The following is a 25,564-nucleotide window of genomic DNA, read 5'->3' as shown; positions in this document are numbered from 1 at the left end:
GAGCCCAAGCGGCTCCCCGTTGTCATCTCAGCTGTCATCAAGATTTCATTTGGACGCCCGACTATCCAACGCTTCCACGGCGTGTACCGGGCTGCCTCAGGGGAGGGGCTGCGGCGCGTCAGCGTGAGTAAGGATGCCGCTCTTGTTGAAGCAGACCGTTCTGGCCATCGCCCTGGGCATGGCTTTCGCTTCCGCCGTCCATGCGACGGATACCGATTCCACGGCCGATACCCCCGCCACCGCGGCCAAGCGCGACAAGGCGCAGGACCTGGACGCCGTCTCCGTCATCGGTACGGGTGAGACGCGTCAGGTACAGCGCCTGCGCACGTCCGACCAGAAGGTGCTTCCGCCGGGAACCAGCCTGCAGAAAGTGTTGAACGTGCTGCCTGGCGTCAATGCGCAGTCCGTCGATGCGCTGGGCACCAACGAGCAATCCATGACCCTGAGCCTGCGCGGCTTCAGCGGCACGCGGCTGGGCTACACGCTGGATGGCATGCCGCTCGGCGACAGCGCCTACAACAACTACAACGGCCTCTCGATCAATCGTGCGCTGATCTCCGAGAACTTCGCCGGCGCGGAACTTTCCGAAGGTATCGGCAATCTCGGCACGCCTTCCACCAGCAATCTCGGCGGCACCATCGCCTACAGTTCCAGCGATCCGCTCAAGACCATGGGTGGCCGCGTCGTGCAGGGCTTCGGCAGCGATCAGAACCGCCGTACCTTCGCCCGCTTCGATACCGGCGAGTACAACGGGTTCTCGATGTACCTGTCCGGTGCGCGCACCACCTCGGACCTGTGGAACAACCAGAGCGTCTACAACGGCTCGACCACGAAGCAGTTCAACGGCAAGGCCGTGTGGGACTTCGACTGGGGCCGCCTCACCGGCTTCGCGGACACCTCGCGTACCTCGCAGGCCGACTATTTCTATCTGTCCAAGAGTGAGCTGGCGCGCGGGCTCGGCTGGGACTGGGGCGGTTACGCGCCGGACTGGCAGCGGGCGATCGGCAAGGCGTACTGCAACACCGGTACGCTCAACGCGAAGCTCTGCGACAAGAGCGGCGCGGACACCGACGCGGACGGTGCCTTCACCGCGGGACAGATCCTGCGCGACGACGACCTCTATTACCTCGCCGGTGACTTCTTCCCCAGCGACTCGGTCACCATCCATGCCCAGGTCTATCACCACGAGGACGCCGGCGAGGGACATAACTGGAACAGCGGCACCTATTCGTATCCGGGTACGCCGCGACAGTTGCCGATCATCTTCCGCAACACCCTGTATACGATCAACCGCTCCGGAGCGATCCTCTCCGCCGCGTGGGACTTCGCCAACCAGCACATCGAAGGCGGCGTCTGGTACGAACACAATGTCTCCAGCGCCTCGCGCTACAGCAGCTATGTCAGCGGACCGCGCGACCTGAGCGCACCCATCGACGCCACGCCCGATCTCGGCGTTTTCGCACAGCGCACGGTATGGAACACGCGACAGGCCTTCCTGCAGGACACGATTCGTTTCCTGAACGATGCACTCACCGTCGATGTCGGCGTGAAAAGCCCGCACGTCACGTCCCAGGCCACGGCACTTCCCGGTGACGCGGTGCAGCCGATCAAGCCCACGTCGAACAACCAGTTCGCCAGTGGCAAGCTGAGTGCGAGCAAGGCCCTGCTGCCGCAGTTCGGCGCGCGCTACAAGATCGCCGACGGCCAGGAGGTGTTCGCCAGCTTCGCGAAGAACATCGCGATGTTCCAGGGCGGCTTCAAGCTCGGCCCGCAGGCGGTGAGCCAGGCCATCTGGGATACGCAGGGCGATCTCAAGCCCGAGAAGTCACGCAGCCTGGAAGCCGGCTATCGCATCGAGACCGGTCCGGTGGCCGCCTCGGTGGCCGCGTACAACGTGCGCTTCGACAACCGCCTGCTCCAGTACAACCCTTGTGACTCGCGCCAGCCGGTCGGTCCGTCGTGTGGCAACCGCTTCTACAACGTGGGCGGCGTGGACAGCCATGGCGTCGAAGTGACCTTCGTCTGGACGCCGACCGACCATCTGCGCTGGTACAACTCGGCCTCGTACAACCGCTCCACCTATGCCAGCGACTACGTGCAGGCCGGCGTCGTCCAGCACACCAAGGGCAAGATCCAGACCGACACGCCGGCCAAGCTCTTCGCGACACAGATCGACTGGACCCAGGGCGCCTGGTTCGCCTCGTTGCGCGGCAAGTACACGGGCGAGCGTTTCTACACGTACACGAACGACCGGGGCTTTGGCGGCTTCACCGTGTGGGACCTTTCCGGTGGCTACGACTTCGGGCCCGTTTCCTTCGCCAAGGACATCCGCCTGTCGATCAACGTGACGAACCTGGGTGACAAGCGCTACGCAAGCAACTTCGATTCGAGCGCCTTCGTGCCCAGCGATCCGAAGGGCACCGCGTACGTGTTCCATGCCTCGGCGCCGCGCCAGTACTTCGCCAACCTCGACGTGCGCTTCTGATGCTGCGCATGGTCGCCGGCCTGACCGTGGTGCTCTTGCTGGGCAGCGCCGCGGCACAGACGGGCGAGGTGCGGGTACCGGACATCGCCTCGACGCCGTTGCCACGCGCCATCCGGATGGGCGACACGACCTATGTCGACAAGGGCCTGGTCGCCGCGGGATCGCTGCCGGCGGGCACGCTGGATTTCCTCGGCGACACGCTTGGCTCGTTCTCGTCGCTGATGATCGAGCCGGGCAGTTGGAAGCGTGAAGGCGACACGTACACCGGCGTGCTATGGACGCTACCGGATCGCGGCCGCAACGATCCGGAGCACGACGTGTCCTTCGATTACCGGGGGCGGTTGCACCGGTTTCGTTTCAGCATGACGGTGGGGCGGGCGTCGTTCGCCGCTGAAGCGGCTCCCACAAAAGGCGCGGTGTCGCCGATGCACGGCGCTGCACCCACACAGGGCTCGGTGCCCACGCACGGTGCGGTGCCTGCGCCGGGGGCGCGTCTTGTGATGGTGCCCGACGGAGGGCGCGAGTTGCGCGACTTCGACGGGAAGCCGTTCACGGGAGCGGAGCCACGAGGTGGCCTGCGCACGGAGCGGGGCGTCATCCTGCCTTCGCCTGCGACAGGAGAGGGCGAAGGCAAGGTGTCGCTGGATGCGGAATCGTTGCAGTTCACCCGCGATGGTGGCTTCTACGTGGGCGACGAGTACGCGGCCAACGTCTATCGCTTCGATGCGAAAGGGCGGCTCGCGGGCGTTATCGTTCCGCCGAGGTCGGTGCAACCGCTCGACGCCGATGGCAAGCCCGACTTCACCTCCCTGCGTGCACCCGCCAGTGGCCGGCGCAATAACCAGGGTGTCGAAGGCATGGCGCTTTCGCCCGATGGCAAACACCTGTTCGTCGTGTTGCAGAGCGCGCTGGTTCAGGACAGTGCCCCCGGCGATGCCTCGGGCCGCACGCTCACCCGTGTACTCGTCTACGACGTGAGCCGGAATGCGGTGCCGAAGCGCCCCGTGGCGCATTACGTGGTTCGCCTTCCCGCATACGACGACAAGGGCGACGGTGGCGCACCGAACAAGACGGCGGCACAGAGCGAGATCCGCGTCATCGACGATCACCGTTTCCTCATGCTCGCCCGGGACGGCAACGGCTACGGTGCCGACAACGGCAAGCCCATCGTGTTCAAGAGCGTGTTGCTGGTGGACACGGACGGTGCCAGCAACCTCGCGGGAACCACGTACGAGACATCGACGACGTCGGTGCTGGGGCAGGATGACGGCCTGCGCGCCGGGATCCACCCGGCCAGCTGGAAACCGCTGGTCGATCTGCTGGACCCGACCGACCTCGCACGCTTCGGGCTTTCGATCGAACGCGACAAGGCGGGCTTGGCGATGCTGTCCGAAAAGTGGGAAGCGATGGACCTCGTTCCCGTGCTCGACCCGGCCTACCCGGACGACTGGTTCCTCCTGGTCGGCAACGACAACGACTTCATCGCGAAGCGCTGCGTCATGGAAGGCCGGCGCTGCGACTCCGCCATCGACAACGACAACCGCATCCTCGTGTACCGGCTGACCTTGCCGGGCATGCGTTCCACCGCCGCCTCCCACCACCACTGAAGGGTCATGCGCATGATGAAACGTACGGTTCTATCCTTGCTTTCCGCCACGCTGCTGCTTGGCGCCACGGCCAGCCATGCCAATACGCCGGCCTATGTCGACAGCAAGGAATACAAGGTGCTGCTCGATCCCACGCGCTTCGCCAGCAATCCCTCCAGCGCGGCCGCCACGCTCCTGCACGATGTCTCGGTGCGCCTGTCCGCGCTTGCCTTCGACAAGACGATCAGCGGCAGCTTCAGCGCGGGCGATCGCGACACGCTGGCCTATTACGACACGCCACACAGTTGCTCGCTGATGAATCGTGGCTACACCGTGCGTACGCGCGCCGGCGACCACAGCGACATCCAGTTCAAGTTCCGCCACGCCGATGAAGAACTGTCCTACTGGACGGACGTATCGGGTGCGGGCAAGAACAAGGAGACCAAGTTCGAGACCGACGTCACGCCGGGCAGCCTTGTGCTCGCGCATTCCACCAAACAGGATGCGACCACCACGCCCACGACCGTCTCGGCGCTCATCAAGCAGTTCCCGGGTGCGTCGGCGTTGTCCGATATCTCCACCGCGGGGCTTTCGCCGGTGGCGGGCGTCACGGTGACGCAGCAGGAATACGACGGTCCGGAGTCCGACATCGGGCAATCGGTGGCCGAGTTCACGCTGACCCTGTGGTACGTCAACGGCGCGTCCACTCCCTCGCTCGCCGAGTTGTCGTTCCGCGTCGAGGCCGATGCGGACAACTACTTCACCACGCCGGTGCTCACCCGCTCGCAGACCTTGAACAAGGCGATCGGCTCGATCGGCAACGGCTGGAACATCGCCAACGACGGTGGCAAGACCAGCTGGCTCTACGCCTATAAGTCGTCCACCTATCCGAACGGCTTCTGCAACTAAGGGATAGGGCCCGCTTTCCGGAACATGGCCCCGGGTGGAAAGTGGCCTCGGCTACGATCGGGTTGCACGATCGCGCGCCGACGCGCTTCCCACCCGAGGGTCACCCCCCCGGGCAAGGAAGCGCCAGATGGGTTACAGCGGTTCCAGCCAGCCCCAGCGGTCGGCGGTCTTGCCGGTGAACAGGCCGAAGTAGAGCTCCTGGAGGCGGCGGGTGATCGGGCCACCCTTGCCGCTGCCGACTTTCTTGCCATCCACGGAGCGGATCGGCGTGACTTCGGCCGCCGTGCCGCACATGAGGATTTCATCGGCGAGGTAGAGGTACTCGCGCGGCAGGTCGCGTTCGACCACTTCGATGCCTTCCTCGCGTGCCAGCGCCATCAGCGTGTGCCGGGTGATGCCGGTGAGGATCGAGGCGCTGGCCGGCGTGGTGTGCAGCACGCCGTCGAAGACCAGGAACAGGTTCTCGCCCGCGCCTTCGCTCAGCAGGCCCGTCGAGGCCAGCGCGATGCCTTCACCGAAGCCCAGGCGGCGCGCCTCGCGCGCGATCAGCTGGCCGGAAAGGTAGTTGCCACCGGCCTTGGCACCGGCGGGGATCGTGTTGGGCGCGAAGCGCTGCCAGCTCGACACGCAGGCATCGATGCCGTTCTCCAGCGCCTCTGGCCCGAGATAGGGGCCCATGGGCCACGTCGCCACGGCCACGTCGGTGGGGCATTCGGCCGAGAGGCCGAAGCCGCCCAGGCCGCGGAAGGCCACGGGGCGCAGGTAGGCGGCCTTGAGGTCGTTCTTCTTGATGACGTCGCGGCAGGCGTCGGCCAGTTCGTCCACCGAGTACGGGATCTCGATGTCGTAGATCTTCGCCGAGAGGAACAGGCGCTTCAGGTGGTCGGTCAGGCGGAAGATGGCGGCGCCGTCGGGTGTCTCGTAGCTGCGGATGCCTTCGAACACCGACGAGCCATAGTGCAGCGCGTGCGCCATCACGTGGACGGTGGCCTCGCGCCAGGGCTTGATCTGCCCGTTCTGCCAGATCCATTCGGGGTAGTTCTGCGACATGGGTACGCTCCGGAGGGGACCGCCCATGATAACGGGTACGGCCGCCGCCCACATGGCGCGTCGCGTCAGTGCGGCGGCGGATGGCGCTTCCGTCTCAGCCCGGCGGCCGCAGCCACAGGCAGCCGGAGTCCCTCACCACGCCAAAATGCGCGCGACGGGTCGATCCGTCGCCGCCCGGGCCCGCGGTCACCGCGTCGAGCCCCCCGCCTTCGCTGCCTTCGAGCGAGACCAGGGGTTGCCGTACCAACAGTTCCATGGAGCGCAGGCTGTCGACCGTGCCGCCGCTGCCGTAGCCGTTCCACAGGATCAACCCCCCGATGCGATTGGCGCTGCGGGAGGCGAAGGCTTGCGCCACGCCGTCGCGTAACTCGGTGAGATCCTTCGCGCAGAGCAGGCCGGCGGAGGGGCCATCCGCCGCGGCCGTCAACGTGGAGGACGCCGCCGCGGGCATGACGGACGTGGCACCGACGCTGGTGCATGGCTGGTCGCTGAAGACCGGGCGGCCATCGGGTCCGACACAGCGATGGATCGCGGTCTGCGCGGCGGCGGGCAGGGCGAGGAAGAGAAGCAGGAGCAGGGCGGTGGCGCGGATCACGGAGCGGAACACGGTGGCGAGCGGTGCGCCATCATCCCCGGGGGCGCCTCGGCAAAGGGTGATGAAGCGCACGTTTATCGCGCGGCGAGCCGCTCCAGCACGGAGGTCGTCGCCCGCGCGCGGTTGATCGTGTAGAAGTGCAACCCGGGTGCGCCGCCGTCGAGCAGGCGCTGGCACAGTTCCGCCACCACCTCGGCACCCAGGTCGCGCACCGCGGCCGCGTCGTCGCCGTGGGCTTGCATGCGCTTCACGATCCAGCGGGGGATTTCCGCGCCACACTGCTCGGAGAACCGGCGCAACTGGCTGAAATTGGCGATCGGCATGATGCCCGGCACGATCGGCACCTGCACGCCCAGCTTCGCCACGTCGTCCACGAAACGGAAGTAGGCGTCCGCGTTGAAGAAGTACTGGGTGATCGCGCCATTGGCGCCCGCATCGACCTTGGCCTTGAAGTGCCTGAGGTCGGTCAGCGCGTTCTCGGCCTGGGGATGGGTTTCCGGATAGGCCGCGACCTCGATGTGGAAATGGTCGCCGCTGTGCTCACGGATGAAGGCGACCAGTTCCGCCGCGTAGCGGAAGTCGCCAGGGGTGGCCATGCCGGAAGGGAGGTCACCGCGCAGGGCGACGATGCGGCGACAGCCGGTGGCCTTGTAGGTGTCCAGCAACGCGGCGATCTCGGCCTTCGTGCCACCCATGCAGGACAGGTGTGGCGCCACCGAAAGACCGTGTTCGGCACGCAGGCGCTTTACGGTGTCGTCCGTGTAGCTGAGCGTCGACCCGCCCGCGCCGAAGGTCACCGAGACATAGTCCGGCGCGTGCGCCTTGAGGCGGACGACCGCCGCATCGAGCTGCTCGCGCTGCTCGTCGGTCTTGGGCGGGAAGAATTCGAAGCTGATGGCGGGCATGGGCGATCTCGCGTGGATGCCCGCAGTATAAATATCTTTCCATCCAGATGGAAAGATGTCCGTATGCTTTTGACGAGACCTGCTGGCCAGACGGGGCCATCGCCTTCAGGCTCATCGTGACATTCGAGGGGTCACCGATTCAGTCCAGCGGCCTCACCCAGATGTTCCGGAAGCTGATGGGCTGGGAGTGGTCACCGTGCGCCTGTAGCTTGATTGGCGCATCGGTATAAGCCTTGTACCTGGGTTTGCCGATGTAGAAGGTCTCGCCGGAAAGCTCGGTGTGGTTTTGCACGAGCACGCCGTTATGGAACAGCGTGACGTACGCCGGCGATTTCACCGAGCCATCGGCGGCGAAGACCGGCGCCGTCCAGACGACGTCATAGCTCTGCCATTCGCCGGGGCGCCGCGCCGCGTTTACGAGGGGCGCCGTCTGCTTGTATACGCTCGCGGCCTGTCCGTTGACGTAGGTCTTGTTTTCCCACGAATCCATGATCTGGATTTCATAGCCCTCGTCGCCGGGGCCGGTGGAGGCGAGAAAGAGCCCGCTGTTACCGCGCGCCTGGCCTTCACCGGTGATGTCCTTCGGTATCCGCCATTCCAGGTGCAGCTGGTAATTGCGGAAACGTCGCCGCGTCTGGATGTTGCCGGTGGTCTTGTCGACGGTGACCACGCCGTCGTGCACTTTCCAGTGGGCGGGAGAGTGATCCTTCGACGTTTCCCAACCGGCAAGGTCACGACCATCGAAGAGCACGACCGCATCGGCAGGCGGCATGTCTTTCTTCGCCCCCGGGGTGACGAGCCTGGGCACCGGCTCCCATTGCTCCGTCGCCTTCGGATCGTCCTGCGCCCATGCGCACGGCGAGCCGATGAGCGCGAGGGTGAAGAGGGTGAGGGTTGTCGAGCCGAAGCGTTTCATGGGCATTCCCGGGAAAGATGTCATACCGCGCACGTCCTGAACGCCTCGGCGAACGAGTCGAAGGGGTCCGGGCGAGACGGCATGAATTCATGCGCGATGAAGCCCCGGTAGTTCAGGTCCGCGATGGCCATGGCGATCGCGCGGTAGTTGAGTTCCTGCGTGCCGTCGATGTCGTGGCGGCCGGGCACGCCGCCGGTATGGAAGTGACCGATCCACTGGATGTTGTCGCGGATGGTGCGGATCACGTCGCCTTCCATGATCTGCATGTGATAGATGTCGTAGAGCAGCTTGACGTTGGGTGAGTCGAGGCCTTTGACCACCGCCACGCCGAAGGCGGTGCTGTCGCCCTGGTACCCATGGTGGTCCACCTTGCTGTTCAGCAGCTCGAGGCAGAGCGTGATGCCATTCTCCGCCGCGTACGGTGCGACCTTCGACAGCCCGGCGATGCAGTTGTCGATGGCCCGCCGATCGTCGATGCCGTCCTTGCGGTTGCCGAACATGGTGATCAGGTTGGTCACGCCTGCGCGCTTGGCGAGCGGGATCGTGGTCTCGATTTCCTTGATCAGCGTGGCATGGTTCGCTGGATCGTTGAAGCCCATTTCAATGAAGTTGTCCCGCTTGGCGGGATAGCCCATCGACACCGCCATCCCGTTGCCCGTTACCACCGACCATTCGTCCGCATAGAGAAGATCGACGCCGGCGAAGCCGATGGCCTTCAGGCGCTTGCATAGCTCGGGAAGAGGCGCCTTGGATGTCCAGCGGCTCAGCGACTGCCTCAGTCGCCCGCCGGAGGCCGTCGGCGAACCGGCTTTTTCGGCGCCGGTGCTGGCGGAAGCGAGCAGGGGTCCCGCTCCCACGACCGCCGCGGCGGTGGCAAGGCGGCCCAATGCGGTACGGCGGCCGAGGTCGGTCGTGTCTTCAGGCTTGCTCATTCGAGCCCCAGGATCTGGCGGTTGAACGCAACGTCGCTGCCTGTCGAGGCGAAATCGTCAAAGGCGCGCTCGGTCACCTTGATGATGTGGTCGCGGATGAAGGGGGCACCTTCCTTCGCGCCCTGCTGCGCGTCCTTGATGCAGCACTCCCATTCGAGCACCGCCCAGCCCGGATAGTCGTATTGCGCGAGCTTGCTGAAGATCGCGCCGAAATCGATCTGCCCGTCGCCAAGCGAACGGAAACGCCCGGGGCGGTCGATCCAGTTCTGGTAGCCGCCATAGACGCCGGAGCGTCCGCTGGGCCGGAACTCGGCGTCCTTGACGTGGAAGGCGCGAATGCGCTCGTGGTAATGGTCGATGAACCGCAGATAGTCCATCTGCTGCAGGACCATGTGGCTTGGATCGAAGAGGATGTTGGCGCGCGGATGGTGGTCGACCGCGTCGAGGAATCGCTCGAAGGTGGCGCCGTCGTGCAAGTCCTCGCCGGGATGGAGTTCATAGCAGACGTCGACGCCGGCCTCGTCGAAGGCATCGAGAATCGGTTTCCAACGCTTGCCGAGTTCCGCGAAGGCTTCGTCGACGAGCCCTGCCGGGCGCTGCGGCCATGGATAGAACAGGTGCCAGGCCAGCGCGCCGGAGAAGGTCGCATGCGCCGTCAGGCCGAGGTTCCTGCTTGCCGTGGCCGCAAGCTTGAGTTGCCGCACCGCCCACTCCTGGCGCTGCCGCGGATGACCACGCAGTGCGGGGGGCGCGAAACCGTCGAACAGACGGTCGTACGCGGGATGCGACGCCACCAGTTGCCCTTGCAGGTGCGTGGACAGTTCGGTCACCGCCAGGCCGTGTTCGGCAAGCATGCCTGTGATGTCGTCGCAGTACGTCTTGCTCGCCGCCGCCTGCTCCAGGTCGAACAGGCGGCGGTCGTTGGATGGAATCTGGACCCCGATGAAAGAGAGCGACGACGCCCAGCGGGCGATGTCGGGCAGCGTGTTGAACGGCGCCTCGTCCGATGCGTACTGGGCGAGGAAGATGCCTGGACCCTTGAGTGTCTTCATGTCAGATCTTCAGTTCGGTCTCGACGGCCCAGGCCCTGCCGTTGCCCGCTTCGGCCAACGGGATATCGCCCTTCCACGCGCCGGGGACGGGGGCGTACTGGAGCACCTGGGTGCAACCCGGCTGCGACAGGAAGAAGCCCAGCATCGCGAGCTTCTTGCTCATCAGCACGAAATCGGCCGCCGGCGCCAGCTTACCGCCCCTGGGCACGGCCAACGCTTCGGTATGCAGCCTGGTCACCAATGCCTTGCGCTGGGCGTCGTCGAGCTGGAGGAAGGGCTTGCCGGCCGCTTTCTCGAAGGCGGCCATGGCGGTGAGGTAACGCGTCCGGTCGGCCTTGGTGTAGACGGCCACGAACATCTGGTCGATGAACAACGGCACGCCCACATCGACCGCTCCGGGAGTATCGGTACGCGGAATCACGATGTCCGACACGGCACCGACCAGGCTGTACCGCGCCGGATCGAGGAATTGCGGCTTCGCATCCGGCTTCCGCGATGTGGCGTGCGCGTCGAACACCGCCAGCAAGGACGGGCCCGCGATGGCGCCGACGGCCAGCGCGGACATACTTCTCAACCATTCGCGACGATTCATGACGAGATCCTCAGAGATTGCCGCGCTTGAGTTCTTCCACGGCGTGGTTGGCCGCGCGTGCGGTCAGCGCCATGTAAGTGAGGGACGGGTTCTGGCAGGCGGACGAGGTCATGGCCGAGCCGTCGGTCACGAAGACGTTCTTGCAGGCGTGCATCTGGTTCCAGCCATTGAGCACCGAGGTCTTCGGATCCCGGCCCATGCGTGCGGTGCCCATTTCATGGATGCCGGCGCCGACGTTGGCCTTCATCTTGAAGGAATTCACGTCGCGATAGCCCGCGGCGGTGAGCATCTCCATCGCGTCGTCGATGATCGCCTTGCCGAGCATGATTTCATTTTCCTGGTGCGCGGCATCGAAATTGAGGACGGGCAGGCCGTACTTGTCCTTGCGGTCGCGGTCGAGCGTCACGAAGTTCTTGTGGGAGGGCAGCATTTCGCCGAAGCCCATCATCGAGACGTACCAGGGGCCGGGGGATTGGGCGGCGCGCTTGAGCTCCTCACCCAGTGCCTGCTGGTCGACGAGGCGAGTCCAGTCCTGGCGGCCCGCACCACCCTGGAAGCCGAAACCGCGCAGGTACTTCTGCTTGTCCGTGCCGATGTTGCGATAACGGGGAATGTAGAAACCGTTGGGGCGTCGGCCGGAGTAATAGCGGTCCTCATGGCCGTCGACCATGGCGCGTGCGCCGGTGCCGAACAGGTGGTCCATGATGTTGTGGCCGAGTTCGCCGCTGTCGTTGCCGAAGCCGTTGGGGAAGCGGCTCGATCTCGAGTTCAACAGGATGTGCGAGGTGCCGAAGGTGGACGCGCACATGAAGATCACCCGGGCGAAGTATTCGGTCTGGTGGCCGGTCTCCGCATCCAGCACGCGCACGCCGGTGGCCTTGCCCTTGTCGTTGTCGTAGATCAACTCGTAGACGATGGCGTTGGTCACCATCGTCATGTTGCCCGTGCGTTCGGCGGAAGGCAGGGTAGACGAGTTGCTGCTGAAGTAGCCGCCGAACGGACATCCACGCATGCACAGGTTGCGATACTGGCAGGTCGCGCGTTGCGGGCTCTGGTTGTGTTTCAGCGGTGCGGAGAGATTGGCGGTGCGGCCGATGATGAGCTTGCGGTCGAGCTTGTCGTCCAGCTTGGCCTGGAAGTCCTTTTCGACGCAGTTGAGCTCCATGGGGGGCAGGAAATCGCCATCCGGCAGCTGGGCCAGGTGATCGGCATTGCCGCTGACCCCGATGAAATGCTCGACGTGGTCGTACCACGGAGCGAGATCTTCATAGCGGATCGGCCAATCCACGCCCACGCCTTCCTTGCCGTTCGCCTCGAAGTCCATCGGGCTGAAGCGATAGCTCTGCCGGCCCCACATCAGCGAACGTCCACCGACGTGGTAGCCGCGGAACCAGTCGAACGGCTTGGTTTCCTCGTACGGGTTGTCGATGTCGTCGGCGAACCAGTGCTTGGTGGACTGGGTGATGCCGTAGAACGATGGGCGCGTATGCTTGGGCCACCGGGCGAGGTCTTCCTGCGTCGGCTCGTCGCCGTAGGGCAGCTCCCACGGTGCCTTCATGGCCGTGGGGTAATCGCCGTGCTTGACCATCGGGCCGCGGTCGAGCACGAGCGTCTTGAGGCCCTTCTCGGTGAGTTCCTTGGCGGCCCAGCCGCCGCTTACGCCGGTGCCGACGACGATGGCGTCGAATGTGTTCGTTCCCATGCCTTTCCCTTCAGCGCAACGGGCGCAGGTAGTCGTAATCGACGCGCGCGGCGTCGAGCGGGCTCATGCGGGCGTACGGGCCCTCCTGTTCGACGAAGCAATGCTTCAGTCCGGATGTATCCGCTGCCGCCATGATCGGTTTGTAGTCGAGCTTGCCACGGCCGAGTTCGGCGCCCGGGTAATCCTTGTGATCGCCGCGCAGGAAATCCTTCGCATGCATCAGCGGGATGCGACCCGGGTTGGCTTTGAAGTAGTCGGCCGGATTCTTGCCGCCAGCGGCGACCCAGCCACAGTCGAGTTCGAACTGCACGAGTTTCTTGTCCGTTTCCTTCAGCAGTACGTCGTAGAACACCTGCCCACCGCCCACGTCGGTGAATTCGGCGTGGTGGTTGTGATATGCGTACTGGAGGCCGGCCTTGTTGGCCTTCTCACCCAGGCGGTTCGCATACTCCGCCGTGCGCTTGGCGTCGTCGAGCGAATAAGCCGGTTCGCCCGGCTTGTTCGCTTCCTTCTGCATGATCGAGGGCAACATGCTGCTGACGATGTACCGGGCACCGAGCGTATGCGCGGCTTCGATACCCGCCTCGAAACCGAGGCTGTCGAAGTGCATGCTCGGACAGCCCAGGCCGGCTTCCTTCAGTTGATCGCGCAGTGTCCCGGCCGTGCCGGTGACGATGGCTTCGATCTCCGTATAGCCGATCGACTTCAGGGTCTGGAGCGTACCGACGGGGTCGTTCTTGTAGGCGTCGAGCACCATGTAGAGCTGGATGCCCAGTCCTTTGCCCTTCGACGCGGCGGCAAGTAGCTTTCCCGGTGCGCCGAGGCCAAGCCCCAGCGCCGTGCCGCACAGCGCGGAATGCGCGAGGAACTGCCTGCGATTCATCATGAACGGTTCTCCCGAATCAGGGGGTGGCGGCGACGGCGGCGTCCGCGGTGGCCTTGCGATCTTTGAAGAGCACGACGAAGAGGGCGAAAACGAATGCGGCGAAGGCACCGGCGATGAGCCAGATGGCGTGCCAGTCGTGCGTCGCGTCGCTTCGCGTATAGGTTTGGACCGCCACGCCGGACAGCCATGAACCGACGAACATGCCCAGGCCGTAGGTCAGGAAGGTGATCAGCCCCTGGGTTGCCGCGCGCAGCGCGGGCGGGGCTTCACGGTCGATGTAGATCTGGCCCACCACGAAGAAGAAGTCGAAGCAGACGCCGTGCAGGATGATGCCCAGCCAGAGCATCCACATCAGCTCTCCGGTGCCGCCAAAGGCGAACATGGCATAACGCAGCACCCAGGCGAGCATGCCGACGGCGAGCATCCACTTCACGCCCAGGCGCCGGAAGAACCACGGAATGAGGAGCATGAAGAACAGCTCCGACATCTGCCCGCCGGTCATCTTGCCGGCGGCGTTGACCACGCCCACCTCGTTGAGGAACAGGTTGGTGAACGCGTAGTAGAACTGCAGCGGGATGCAGATGAGGAACGAGGCGAGGGCGAACACCGCCATCGAGCGCCCACGGAGCAGGTGCAGTGATTCGAGCGGCAGCGCATGGCGCATCTCGAAGCGCGTATGGCGCGCCAGCGGCGGCGTCGGAGGCAGGGTGAAACAGTAGCCCGCCATCACGACCGAAAGGCCGGCCGCCAGGAGAAGGGGAGATGCCGTGGCTTCCACGCCCCACGCACCGACGACCAGGCCCACCACGATCCAGCCGATGCTGCCGAACACCCGGATGGCGCCGAATTCTTCCTGCGGGTCCTTGATGTGCCGCATGGCGAGCGAGGCGGTGAGGGCCAGGGTCGGCATGTAACAGAGGCTGTAAGCCAGCAGGGGAGCGTATACCAGCGCGAACGTGGTCTGTTGCGCGGCGACCGCGAGCAGGACGGCGCCAAGGAGGTGCAACAGGGTGAGCACCCGGCGCGTGTCGAAGAGACGGTCGGCGAGCAGCCCCACGAACAGCGGCGAGATGATCGCGCCGATGGCGGTGGTGCCCGCGACGGCACCGATTTCCGTGCCGGTGAAATGCAGTGTCTTGCCGAGCCAGGTGCCGACGGTGACGTACCACGCGCCCCAGATCCCGAATTCGAACAGCATCATCACTCTAAGGCGCCATTTCATCCGCGTTTCCTCGTTGTACGTGTGGGTTCGAAAGGGTCGTCGATCGACTGCCATACGCCCCCGGCGGCATGGCTCTTGAGCATGGCGTCCACCAGGAGGCTATTGCGGTAGCCGTCGGCGAACGTGGGCAGCGCGACGGGTTTCGCTTCCGGCGCGGCACCCTGGCGGACCCACGCGTAGGCGTCGGAGATCACGTTGCGGAACGCGTCCGCCCAGGCCTCGGGATGACCGGCGGGCAGGTGCGCGTAACTCCGGGCGGAAGGGTCCAGGAGCGCGGGATCGCGCGTGAGCGTCGTATTCGCCTTCGCGTGATGCCCGATCCAGAGTTCGTTGGGTTGTTCCTGGCGCCACGCTACCGAGCCTTCGCGTCCGTTGACCTCCAGGCGGAGATCGTTCTTGTGGCCGGGGAGCACCTGGCCGACGGTGACGCAACCGCGCGCACCGTTGCCGAAACGAAGCAGCACGCTGGCCAGGTCTTCGCTGGTGATCCTGCGTGGTTTCCCGGCGGTCGCCGCCGCGCCCGCGAAGGCTTTCGCCGAGGCGTCCGGTGCTTCGCGCACGGGTACCACCGTGTGCAGGTCGGCCAGTACGGCGACGATGCGCGCGCCCGTCACGTGCTCGGCCAGGTCGCACCAGTGCGAGCCGATATCCCCGAGCGCGGAACTGGCACCACCCAGCTTGGGGTCCAGGCGCCACGTGTAAGCGCGCTCATCGGTGAGCCAGTCCTGCAGGTAGCAACCGTGCACGAACACGCTCTTGCCGATCTCGCCCTTGGCGATCATCGCGCGTGCCTGCTGCACGAGCGGGTAGCCTCGGTAGTTGAACGTGACGACATGAGCGAGATTCGCGTCGCGTGCGGCCTCGTAAAGTTCTCGCGCTTCCTGCATCGTGGCGGCGAGGGGCTTGTCGGAGATCACGTGCTTGCCGGCGCGCAGCGACGCCAGGGAGACTTCGCGGTGCAGGTGATTGGGCGTGGTGTTGTGCACCACGTGCACAGCGGGATCGGCCAGCAGTTCGCGGTAACTCGCATAAGCCTGGCCGGCATTCAACTCGCGCGCCCGCTTTTTCGCGGATTCGAAGCTGGAGCCGGCGATGCCGACCACCTCGACATCGCCCAGGCGCCGTACGGCATCGAGATGATGCGCGGCGATGAAGCCGGGGCCGACGAGTCCCATGCCGAGCCTCATCGGTCGGTGGTCCTGCCGCTGTTCGATATCGACTGGCTTGCCATGGGTTCCCCGGCGACCTCTTGCCGCCAAAATGTATTCGATTACATCCATGTGGCATATGGACCAGGAGGCCTTCGCCTGCTTGGAGTCCGTGATTTCCCCGGGCTATCCACTGTCGAGAGCCCTGAACATGCCAAGATATGTATCAGACGGGTGAAGAAGCCTGCAACGGTTTTATGTAATCCATTACATTGCAATGCAGCATATTGAACGCGCCGCCGGCTGCTATCGTGCGGAACGCCTCGGGCAGGCAAAGGGATGGAAAACGCGTGAGTACAGAGGAATCCAGGCGAAAGCGGAAAGGCGGCAAGGGCCAGCACACCGATGTTGCGCCGCAGCCCGTTCGCGTGCGAACGGTGAAGGAAATCGCCGCCATCGCAAAGGTTTCAGTGGCAACCGTTTCGCGCGCGTTGCAACGCCCTGAAATCGTGAGCGAGGAAACGCGTCAGCGTATCCATGAGGTCGTCAAACGCCTCGGCTATACGCCCAACGCGCTTGCGCGCAACCTGCGGACCGCGCGGACGCGGCTGATCGTCGCCCTGCTTCCCGACATCGCCAACCCGTTCTTCTCGGAAGTGATCCGAGGTATCGAGCAGGTCGCTTACGAGAATGGGTACTCCGTGCTTCTAGGCGAGACGCAGAGCAGTCTCGTGCGCGAACAGGCCTATGCCGACATGGTCGCGGCCCGGCAGGCCGACGGCATCATCACCATGTTCCATCGCGTGCCGGCGATCCCTATCGAGGGCCGTCTGCCGCTCGTCAACGCCTGCGAATACGTCAAGGACAGCGCCATATCGAGCGTGTACGTCGATAACGTCGCGGCGGCCGCGGCAGCCGTCGACTACCTCGTGACCCTGGGGCACCGCGAGATCGCCTTCATCGCCGGCCCCTCGTCGAGCCCGATCTGCGTCGATCGCGAGCAGGGTTACCACCTTGCGTTACAACGAGCGAACATCGCCGTCGACTCCGCCCTTACCGCCGCCGGGGATTTCTCCATCGAAGCCGGCGAACGCGCCGTCGAGTTGTTCCTTTCGCAGGGCCTGTTCTTCAGCGCGGTTTTCTGCTCCAACGACGAAATGGCCATCGGCGCGATGCGCGCCCTGATCTCCCGTGGCTTGCGCATCCCGGAAGACGTCTCCGTCGTCGGCTTCGACGACATCCGCTTCGCCCGTTACACCTCGCCACCGTTGACCACCGTTTCCCAGCCGAAGAACGCGCTGGGACGGGAAGCCATGATGATGCTGATCGAGATACTCAACGACCCGGAGGTGCCAACGCGCAAGCGGGTGTTGTCCGCCGAACTGGTACTGCGGGGATCGACCGGGCCTTGTCGGCGCACGCGGCCGGCTGGCGCCGACCAGCCCTAGAGGAACCAGCCCTCGCGGTACTCACGACGCAGGAATTCGTCGGCTCCCGGCAGATTGGCGATGCGCATGTTCTGCGCGTCGTATTCGATCCTGCCACCCGCCCGAAGAGATACGACGCCTAGCAGCATGACTTCCGTCAGCCGCGCGGCGTACGCGAATGGCGACGATGCCTGACCCTTCCCCTTGCAGGCATCCACCCAGTTCATCTCGTGCGAGGTCTCGATGCGTGCGAATGTCCGGGGAGGCGTACCCACCGAATCATGCAACGATTGCGGCAGCAGCCGCGGGTTCGCACCGTATGTCTCGTGGATCAGCTTGCCCTTGTCACCGATATAGAGCACGCCGCCGTCCTTGCTCATCTGCCCGGCTCCGAGCGCCTCCAGCCCGGGCGGAAGCAACGCGCCGTCGTACCAGGTGAGCCTCACCGGCGGCATGCCGCCGCGCGCCGGAAAGTCGTAGTAGGTCATCGTCGCCATGGGATAGGACGCCTTGTCGAACGGCGTCGACACGGTCTCCACGGACGTCGGTAAACCCAGGTCCAGCGACCAGAACGGCGAATCGATCAGATGGGCGCCCATGTCGCCGATGGCACCCACGCCCCAATCCACCCACCCGCGCCAGTTGAACGGGTGATAGAGAGGGTGGTATTCGACGACGGGGCCGGGACCGAGGAAGAGATCCCACGCGAGCCCCTGCGGCACCGGATAGTTGCCGGCCATGGCATTGGCGAGCCGATCCGTCACCGCGTGCATGTCCCAGTTCGCGTCCCCCGGGTCAGGTCTGGCTTGCGGGCGTGGAATGCCTTGCGGCCAGTAGGCAAGCGGGCGATTCGTCCATACGTGGACTTCGCGCACATCGCCGATCGCCCCGGCCGCGATGTACTCGTTGATCAACCGGGCATCGTCGGTCGAATGCCCCTGGTTTCCCATCTGCGTGACGATCCGGGGATTCTCCTTTGCCTTCCGGGCCAGTTCCCGGGCTTCGTGAATCGACCAGGTAAGGGGCTTCTGCACGTAGACGTGCTTGCCAAGGCCCATCGCCGCGCTGGCGATCGTCGCGTGCAGGTGGTCCGGCGTCGCGATGACCACCGCGTCGATGTCCTTTTGCTGCTCGAGCATCCTGCGGTAATCGGTATGGCGCTTGATCGAACCGAACTTGCGGGAAAGCAGCTTCGTATGCTCGATCTCATCCTGCAGATCCCGGCGCTCCACCGCGGTTCGCGCCTTGTCGAGGCGTGCCTGCGTGTTCCCCAGGTCGCCGAACATCCTGCGAAAGGACTCCTCCGTATAGCGCCAATCCACGTCGCACAGGGCGACGATGTTCTCGCCGGCCAGGGCGCGGATGTTGTGCGCGCCCATACCGCCGACGCCGATGCCGGCGATGTTCAACCGATCGCTGGGTGGCGTATGCCCGGGCCCGCCCAGGACATGGCGGGGCACGATCATCAACCCGGTCGCGGCGAGGGCCGTGCCCGCGATGAAGTTACGGCGTGAGATCTTGAGGTCGGCCTGCGCATCCTCGGGCGTCTCCCCCGCGCCGTGGATCAGCTCATCTTTCTCGATCTTCGATTCGTCCGTCATGCGCTGCGTAAACCCCAGTACGGTGCGACCGTCAATACTAAACCGTAGTCGACAACGCAAGAAGGCGCCCGAAGGCGCCTCCTCGTGACCGCGATGGATCGTTCGATCAGTAGCGGTAGTGGTCCGGCTTGTACGGGCCTTCCACCGGCACGCCGATGTAGTCGGCTTGCTCCTTGGTGAGCACGGTCAGCTTCACGCCGATCTGCTCCAGGTGCAGGCGGGCGACTTCCTCGTCGAGCTTCTTCGGAAGGCGGTACACCGTCTTCTCGTAGGTGTCCTTGTTCTTCCACAGGTCGATCTGCGCCAGCGTCTGGTTGGAGAAGCTGTTCGACATGACGAAGCTCGGATGGCCGTGGGCGCAGCCGAGGTTCACCAGGCGGCCTTCGGCGAGCATGTAGATGCTGTTGCCCTTGGCGAAGGTGTAGCGGTCGACCTGCGGCTTGATGGTTTCGCGGGTGACGTCCTTCGCCGTGTTCAGGCGGTCGATCTGGATCTCGTTGTCGAAGTGGCCGATGTTGCAGACCAGGGCGTTGTTCTTCATCGCCGCCATGTGCTCGAGCGTGATGATGTCCTTGTTGCCCGTGGTGGTGACGTAGATGTCGCCGAAGCCGAGGGTCTCTTCGATCGTCGTGACCTGGAAGCCTTCCATCGCGGCCTGCAGCGCATTGATCGGGTCGATTTCGGTGACGATGACGCGGGCACCGAAGCCCTTCAGCGAATGGGCGCAGCCCTTGCCCACGTCGCCGTAGCCGCAGACGACGGCGACCTTGCCGGCGACCATCAGATCGGTGGCGCGCTTGATGCCGTCGGCCAGCGATTCACGGCAGCCGTAGAGGTTGTCGAACTTGCTCTTGGTGACCGAATCGTTGACGTTGATCGCCGGGACCAGCAGCTTGCCGGCTTCGGCGAGCTGGTACAGGCGGTGCACGCCGGTGGTGGTCTCTTCGGAGACGCCGCGCCATTCGGCGGCGACCTTCTTCCAGAAGCCCGGGCGCTCCTTGGCGACGCGCTTGAGCAGGTCCTTGATGACCTGTTCCTCGTGGTTGGCGCCCGGCGAGTTCACCCAGTCGGAGCCTTCTTCCAGCTCCAGGCCCTTGTGGATGAGCAGGGTGGCGTCGCCGCCGTCGTCGACGATCAACTGCGGACCGAGCTCACCCGGGTGGGTCAGCATGTCGAGCGTGCAGTCCCAGTATTCCTCCAGCGACTCGCCCTTCCAGGCGAACACCGGCAACCCACCGGCGGCCAGCGCCGCGGCGACGTCGTCCTGGGTAGAGAAGATATTGCAGGAGGCCCAACGGACCGATGCGCCCAGCTCGCGCAGGGTCTCGGCCAGCACGGCGGTTTCCTTGGTGACGTGCAGGGAGCCGGAGAGGCGCACGCCCTGGAGCGGCTTCTCCTTGGCATAGCGGGCGCGGATCTGCATCAGGCCCGGCATTTCCTCTTCCGCCATGCGGATGCGGCGGCGGCCGAGGGCGGCCTGGGAGATATCGCGGACCTTGTAATCCTGGAAGGTGTCTTTGGTGACGGCGTTCATCTGGCGTAGCTCCGGAGATTCACGGGGGCGCCGTTTGGTGGGACGCCGCGCCGAGCCTGGCCTATGGGATGTTCCCATGGTCGCAGCGCCCCTCGGCGGGCAAAACGGTCCCGGGATTGTATCGCGGAATCCGGATGCAGGGATGAACACATTTTTTTCGGTACTCTCAGGGTTTCGACGCCAACCGAGAGTCCGATGGAAGCCGCACGCGATCCCGAGTTCCTGCCCCATGATGGCCCCCTGCGCGAGGACGTGCGCCGCCTCGGCGCCCTGGTCGGCCAGATGCTGGCGGAGCAAGGCGGCCATGCCTTCTTCGAGCGCGTGGAGCAGGTGCGCACGGCGGCGATCCACCGCCGGCGCAGCGGGGCGGCCGTGGATGCGCTGGCCGAGTCGCTCACGGGCCTGGACGCGGCGGATGCCGAGGCGCTGGCCCGCGCCTTCGCCACTTATTTCCAGGCGGTGAACACCGCCGAGCGGGTCCATCGCATCCGCCGCCGCCGCGACTACCAGCGTGAGGGCAGGGCACCGCAGCCGGAATCACTGGCGGCGGTGCTCGCCCTGCTGAGGAAAGACGGCGTTGGCCGGGACGAACTGGTCCGGCTGCTCGAACGGTTGGACGTGGAGCCGGTATTCACCGCCCACCCGACGGAAGCCGTGCGCCGTTCACTGCTTGAGAAAGAGCAGGAAATCGTCCGGGCGCTGGTCGACGAGTTCGATCCCACGCGCACGCCGCAGGAGTTGCGCGACGATGACGCGCGCATCCTCATGGCGCTTTCCGCCGGATGGCAGACCGCGGAAGCCTCGCCGGTGCGGCCCAGCGTGCAGGATGAATTCGACCATGTCGGCTTCTATATCTCCCGGCCGATCTATCGCGTGCTGCCCGCCCTCTATGAGTCGTTGCAGCAGGCCATCACGGAAACCTACGGCGAGGGCGTGACGATCCCGCGCCTGCTTCGCTTCGCCACCTGGGTGGGCGGCGACATGGACGGCAATCCCAACGTCAATGCGGACACCATCGCCGCCACCCTCGCGGCGCAACGGACGCTGGTGCTCGAGCGTTACATGGAGGAGGTCGCGGGCCTCGGCCGCCTGCTCAGCCAGACCGAAGACCGCGTGACGCTGGACGACACCTTGCAGCGGCGCATCGAGAACTACGGCGAGCGCCTTCCGGATGCCGCGGAGCGTATCCGGCCACGACATGCGGACATGCCCTACCGGCGCTTCCTCACCTTCGTCGCCGCGCGCCTCGACGCCACGTTACATGAAGGCCCCGAGGCCTATGCGTCGGCGGACGAGTTCATCGGTGACATCGCGCTGGTCGAGAAGAGTCTTGTCGAGCACGGTGGCGCGCATGCCGGTGCGTATGCGGTGAACCGCCTCCTGTGGCGCGCGCGTACGTTCGGATTCCATCTCGCGCGCCTGGACGTGCGCCAGGACGCGCGCGTCCATGACGAGGCTCTGGCCGCGTTGCTCGGGGACGGCGACTGGGCCAACCGCGACACGGCGGCGCGCGTGAAGACGCTGCGGCCCTATGCGGCGGGCGAGCGCAGTTTCGTCGCGGGCGACGATCACGAGGCCGCCGGGATGCTGCGCGCGGTATTTGCCACCTTGGCCGATTCGCGCAAGCGCTATGGCCCGGAAGCCACCGGGCTCTACATCATCAGCATGGCCGAGACCGCCGCGGACGTGCTCGCCGTGCTGGCGCTCGCGCGGCGGGGCGGCCTGCTGGAGGACGGCCGCGTGCCACTCGATGTCGCGCCGCTGTTCGAGACCATCGACGACCTCGCCGGCGGTGCGGAAACGCTCCAGGCGTTGCTCGACGACCCTGTCTATCGTGCCCACCTCAAGGCGCGTGGCGACCGGCAGTGGGTGATGCTGGGTTATTCCGATAGCGGCAAGGACGGCGGAACCGTCGCCTCCAAGTGGAGCCTGCAGCGCGCGCAGGTGGAATTGCTCGACGTGGCCTCGAAGGCGGGTGTCCGCGTGGCCTTCTTCCACGGCCGCGGTGGCTCGGCGAGCCGCGGTGGATCGCGCATCACGCCGGCCTTGATGGCCTCCCCGCGCGGCTCCGTCGGCGGCGTGCTGCGCGTCACCGAGCAGGGCGAGGTGATCCATCGCAAGTACGGCATCCGCGCCCTCGCCGTGCGCAACCTCGAACAGACATTGGGCGCGGTGATGCGCGCCTCGCTGCGGCCGCGCGAGGTCGAGTCCCGCGAGGTGGCGTGGAAGGAGACCATGGCGCGGCTTTCCGAAGAAAGCCGCAAGGCCTATCGCGCGTTCGTCGACACCGAGGGCTTCGTGGAGTACTTCCGCGGCGCCACGCCCATCGACGTGATCGAGCGCATGACGCTCGGTTCGCGCCCTGCGCGCCGGCGCAGCATGAAAGGCGTGGAGGACCTGCGCGCGATTCCATGGGTGTTTTCCTGGACCCAATGCCGCGCGGTGCTCACCGGCTGGTATGGGCTTGGCGCCGCGCTGGACACGGTGGCGCGGGAATGCGGCGAGGCATCGCTGGTGCGCATGGCACGCGACTGGCCCTTCTTTTCCACGATGCTGGACGACGTGGAAATGGTGCTGGCCAAGGCGGATATCGACATCGCCGAGGCCTTCTCCCGTCTGGCGGGGCCCTTGCACGAGCGCTTCTTCCCGATGATCCGCGAGGAGTTCGAGCGAACCGTCGCCTGGCTGCTGAAACTCAAGGGCGCGAAGGAACTGCTGGCCGCCGAACCACGGCTGGCCACCTCGATCCGCCTGCGCAATCCGTACGTGGACCCGATGAGCCTGCTCCAGGTCGACCTCCTGCGGCGCTGGCGCGCCACCGGTGGGCAAGACGACGCCCTTCTCAAAGCCCTGGTCGCTTGTGTGAACGGCGTCTCACAAGGGCTTCAGAATACGGGTTGAGGGCTAAAGGCCTGCCCGGGCCTGCCGACATAACGGCCATGGGCACCCGTTCGGGGTGCTCCACCACTTCGGTAGGACTCCATGAACCAGAACAGCGACCGCGCCGGCCGGCGCGGGATGAGTGTCGGTGCGCGATTGACCCTGCTCGTCGTCGGCATCGTCGCCCTCGGCATCGCCTTGCTCACCGTCGTCGTCACGACCATGGCCTCGCGGGAGCTGGAGGCCAGGGCCCGCGAGGACCTCGCCCGTGGCAACCGGGCGATCATCGGCACGGTAAACACGTTCAGCGGTGCGCTGCTGGCCGAGTCCGACCGCTTCCTCGACGTGTACAGGAGTTACTTCCCCGGAAAGTTCACCGTCGACGACAAGCACCGCGTGATGATGGCCGGGCACACGGTGCCCTTGCTGCTGCATGACGGCAAGCCGTTGAACAACGATTTTTCGCTGACCGACGAATTCTCCGCGCGGGCGCATGTGGTGGCGACGCTGTTCGTCCGCGACGGACCCGATTTCGTCCGCGTTACGACATCGCTCAAGAAGGAAGACGGCTCGCGTGCCGTCGGAACCTCCATCGATCATGCCCATCCGGCGTTTCCCTTGCTGCTCACGGGCAAGTCGTACGGCGGCCCGGCCGTGTTGTTCGATCGCCCGTACATCACGCGCTACGAGCCGATCAAGGACGACGCGGGTAACGTGCTAGGCGTCTTTTTCGTGGGGGTGGAGATCGGCAAGGAGATGAAGTCGCTGCAGGACGAGATCGCCGCGATCCACATGGGACAGAGTGGCTATTACTCCGTCGTCGATGCCAGCGCGGGAAAGCGCTATGGCACCCTCATCGTCGATCCGGCGATGAAGAGCGAGGCCGCGAAGGCACCTGGCGCGGCGCTCAAGATGCTCGACGTGGATGGCCAGCCGATCTTCGGCCGCATGTTGTCGGGCGGTAAGGGCGAGTTGCGCTATCGCGTCGACGTGGACGGCCGATCGGTGGACCGGCTGGCCGTCTATGCGACCGATCCGGCGTGGAACTGGCTCGTCGCGGGCACGGTGGACATGGACGAGCTTTTCGGTCCGGTCCGGCACATGCGCCTCATCGCGGCGGCGACCAGCATCGCACTGGTCGCCGCGTTGTGCGTGTTCCTGTTCCTCGCGATACGCATGCGTATCACCCGGCCGCTTGCCGACGCCGTCGAGGCGGCGCGGCGTCTCGCCGAGGGCGACCTCACGGCGCGGCTCGCTTCCGCGCGCGGCGACGAGATCGGCCAGTTGATGCGTTCCATCGACGGCATCGGCGACGGTCTTGGCGACATCGCGCGCTCCGTGCGCAAGGCCGCGGCCAGCATGGCGGGCAGCACCTCGGAGATCGCGGCGGGCAATACCGATCTGTCTTCGCGTACGGAAACCCAGGCGCACGAGCTTCAGCTGACGGCATCCAGTCTCGACCTGCTCACGCGCACGGTCCGCGACAACGCGGGCCACTCGGCGAGGGCGAGCGCGCTGGCGGCCGACGCGAGCGTGGCGGTGCAACAGGAGGCCGGCGCGATGCAGGAGGCGGTGGAAGCGATGAACGGCATCCAGGCCTCGGCGCAGCGTATCGCCGACGTCATCGGCATCATCAACGGCATCGCCTTCCAGACGAATATCCTCGCACTCAATGCCGCGGTGGAGGCGGCGCGGGCGGGTGAGCAGGGCAAGGGCTTCGCCGTGGTGGCGGAAGAGGTGCGTCATCTCGCCCAACGCAGCGCGTCGGCGGCGAAGGAAATCGAATCGCTGATCACCGAATCGGTGGCCCAGGTCGACGCGGGGCATGGCCTGGTCACGGACGCGGGGCGCAACATGGAGACGGTGCTGGGCCGCATCCGCGCCGTGGCGGACCTGATGGGCAACATCAGCCAGGCCTCGAGCGAACAGTCCGAACAGATCGGCCGGATCAACCACGCCGTCTCGCGGATGGATGACTCGACCCAGCAGAACTCGGCCCTGGTCGAGGAAGCGGCGGCCGCCGCGAAGAGCCTGGAAGACCAGGCCGCCGAACTGGCCCGCGTGGTCGAGGTGTTCCGGCTGTGAACGCCGACCCCGAGCCTCTGGTGGGAGCCGACCTTGTCGGCGATGGGTGCTTGCTGC

Annotated in this window: 19 protein-coding genes and 1 riboswitch; of the genes, 6 read left to right on the top strand and 13 right to left on the bottom strand. The window is 65.5% G+C overall.

What is annotated here, in order from left to right; translation table 11 throughout:
- Nucleotides 1-133 precede the first annotated feature (133 nt).
- From J2T07_RS15245 to J2T07_RS15235, 3 genes are read left to right on the top strand one after another with little or no spacing between them, the layout of a single operon-like run.
- Nucleotides 134-2,485 (top strand): TonB-dependent receptor, encoded by a 2,352-nt coding sequence (locus J2T07_RS15245; RefSeq protein WP_306850963.1) that lies wholly within the window; start codon nt 134-136, stop codon nt 2,483-2,485.
- Nucleotides 2,485-4,092, top strand: coding sequence for an esterase-like activity of phytase family protein (locus tag J2T07_RS15240; RefSeq protein WP_306850962.1), 1,608 nt, complete (start codon nt 2,485-2,487; stop codon nt 4,090-4,092). The genes J2T07_RS15245 and J2T07_RS15240 overlap by 1 nt, the downstream gene beginning before the upstream one ends.
- Nucleotides 4,093-4,104: 12 nt before the next feature.
- On the top strand, nt 4,105-4,980 hold the full coding sequence (locus tag J2T07_RS15235) for a hypothetical protein (RefSeq protein WP_306850961.1): 876 nt from the start codon (nt 4,105-4,107) through the stop codon (nt 4,978-4,980).
- Between the two features lie 132 nt (nt 4,981-5,112).
- Here the strand turns inward: J2T07_RS15235 and J2T07_RS15230 are convergent, their stop codons facing one another.
- The 11 genes from J2T07_RS15230 to J2T07_RS15180 form a co-directional block, all read right to left on the bottom strand.
- Nucleotides 5,113-6,030 (bottom strand): branched-chain amino acid transaminase, encoded by a 918-nt coding sequence (locus tag J2T07_RS15230; RefSeq protein ID WP_306850960.1) that lies wholly within the window; start codon nt 6,028-6,030, stop codon nt 5,113-5,115.
- Nucleotides 6,031-6,124: 94 nt separating this feature from the next.
- Nucleotides 6,125-6,697 carry a DUF4124 domain-containing protein gene (locus J2T07_RS15225; RefSeq protein ID WP_306850959.1) on the bottom strand — a complete coding sequence of 191 codons (573 nt, stop codon included), beginning with the start codon at nt 6,695-6,697 and terminating at the stop codon, nt 6,125-6,127.
- Between the two features lie 2 nt (nt 6,698-6,699).
- Nucleotides 6,700-7,530 (bottom strand): methylenetetrahydrofolate reductase [NAD(P)H], encoded by an 831-nt coding sequence (gene metF / locus J2T07_RS15220; protein WP_306850958.1) that lies wholly within the window; start codon nt 7,528-7,530, stop codon nt 6,700-6,702.
- A gap of 139 nt (nt 7,531-7,669) precedes the next feature.
- Complete coding sequence (locus J2T07_RS15215) at nt 7,670-8,446, bottom strand: 3-keto-disaccharide hydrolase (protein ID WP_306850957.1); 777 nt, start codon at nt 8,444-8,446, stop codon at nt 7,670-7,672.
- Nucleotides 8,447-8,466: 20 nt separating this feature from the next.
- Nucleotides 8,467-9,378, bottom strand: coding sequence for a hydroxypyruvate isomerase family protein (locus J2T07_RS15210; RefSeq protein WP_306850956.1), 912 nt, complete (start codon nt 9,376-9,378; stop codon nt 8,467-8,469).
- A complete protein-coding gene (locus J2T07_RS15205) occupies nt 9,375-10,430 on the bottom strand; it encodes a sugar phosphate isomerase/epimerase family protein (protein ID WP_306850955.1) in 1,056 nt (351 codons plus the stop codon). Before J2T07_RS15205 ends, J2T07_RS15210 begins: the two co-directional genes overlap by 4 nt.
- Nucleotide 10,431: 1 nt before the next feature.
- Nucleotides 10,432-11,022: a gluconate 2-dehydrogenase subunit 3 family protein gene (locus tag J2T07_RS15200; RefSeq protein ID WP_306850954.1), complete on the bottom strand. Its 591-nt coding sequence runs from the start codon at nt 11,020-11,022 to the stop codon at nt 10,432-10,434.
- Between the two features lie 10 nt (nt 11,023-11,032).
- Nucleotides 11,033-12,724 carry a GMC oxidoreductase gene (locus tag J2T07_RS15195; RefSeq protein WP_306850953.1) on the bottom strand — a complete coding sequence of 564 codons (1,692 nt, stop codon included), beginning with the start codon at nt 12,722-12,724 and terminating at the stop codon, nt 11,033-11,035.
- 10 nt (nt 12,725-12,734) lie between these two features.
- Nucleotides 12,735-13,610, bottom strand: a complete 876-nt coding sequence (locus J2T07_RS15190) for a sugar phosphate isomerase/epimerase family protein (RefSeq protein WP_306850952.1) — start codon at nt 13,608-13,610, stop codon at nt 12,735-12,737.
- Nucleotides 13,611-13,626: 16 nt separating this feature from the next.
- Entirely contained in the window at nt 13,627-14,832 is a 1,206-nt protein-coding gene (locus J2T07_RS15185) for a nucleoside permease (RefSeq protein ID WP_306850951.1), read from the bottom strand.
- Nucleotides 14,829-16,019 (bottom strand): Gfo/Idh/MocA family protein, encoded by a 1,191-nt coding sequence (locus J2T07_RS15180; RefSeq protein WP_306850950.1) that lies wholly within the window; start codon nt 16,017-16,019, stop codon nt 14,829-14,831. The genes J2T07_RS15185 and J2T07_RS15180 overlap by 4 nt, the downstream gene beginning before the upstream one ends.
- Nucleotides 16,020-16,330: 311 nt before the next feature.
- On the opposite strand from J2T07_RS15180, the gene J2T07_RS15175 reads away from it, so the two are divergent.
- Nucleotides 16,331-17,428, top strand: a complete 1,098-nt coding sequence (locus tag J2T07_RS15175; RefSeq protein ID WP_306850949.1) for a LacI family DNA-binding transcriptional regulator — start codon at nt 16,331-16,333, stop codon at nt 17,426-17,428.
- On the opposite strand, the gene J2T07_RS15170 is transcribed toward J2T07_RS15175, so the two are convergent.
- Both J2T07_RS15170 and ahcY read right to left on the bottom strand, forming a co-directional pair.
- Nucleotides 17,425-19,008: a Gfo/Idh/MocA family protein gene (locus J2T07_RS15170; protein WP_306850948.1), complete on the bottom strand. Its 1,584-nt coding sequence runs from the start codon at nt 19,006-19,008 to the stop codon at nt 17,425-17,427. The two genes, J2T07_RS15175 and J2T07_RS15170, sit on opposite strands and share 4 nt — an antisense overlap.
- Before the next feature lie 106 nt (nt 19,009-19,114).
- Nucleotides 19,115-20,542, bottom strand: coding sequence for an adenosylhomocysteinase (gene ahcY, locus J2T07_RS15165; protein WP_306850947.1), 1,428 nt, complete (start codon nt 20,540-20,542; stop codon nt 19,115-19,117).
- An 18-nt stretch (nt 20,543-20,560) separates the two neighbouring features.
- A riboswitch (S-adenosyl-L-homocysteine riboswitch) is annotated at nt 20,561-20,642 on the bottom strand.
- 95 nt (nt 20,643-20,737) lie between these two features.
- On the opposite strand from ahcY, the gene ppc reads away from it, so the two are divergent.
- Together ppc and J2T07_RS15155 are read left to right on the top strand one after the other, a co-directional pair.
- The gene (gene ppc, locus J2T07_RS15160) at nt 20,738-23,443 is read left to right on the top strand and encodes a phosphoenolpyruvate carboxylase (protein ID WP_306850946.1); all 2,706 of its coding nucleotides are present in this window, start codon (nt 20,738-20,740) and stop codon (nt 23,441-23,443) included.
- Between the two features lie 81 nt (nt 23,444-23,524).
- Nucleotides 23,525-25,507, top strand: coding sequence for a methyl-accepting chemotaxis protein (locus J2T07_RS15155; protein ID WP_306850945.1), 1,983 nt, complete (start codon nt 23,525-23,527; stop codon nt 25,505-25,507).
- Nucleotides 25,508-25,564 lie beyond the last annotated feature (57 nt).

The sequence above is a fragment of the Luteibacter jiangsuensis genome (genome assembly GCF_030812295.1).
Lineage (GTDB): Bacteria > Pseudomonadota > Gammaproteobacteria > Xanthomonadales > Rhodanobacteraceae > Luteibacter > Luteibacter jiangsuensis_A.
This window is presented reverse-complemented; position numbering and strand designations above follow the sequence as displayed.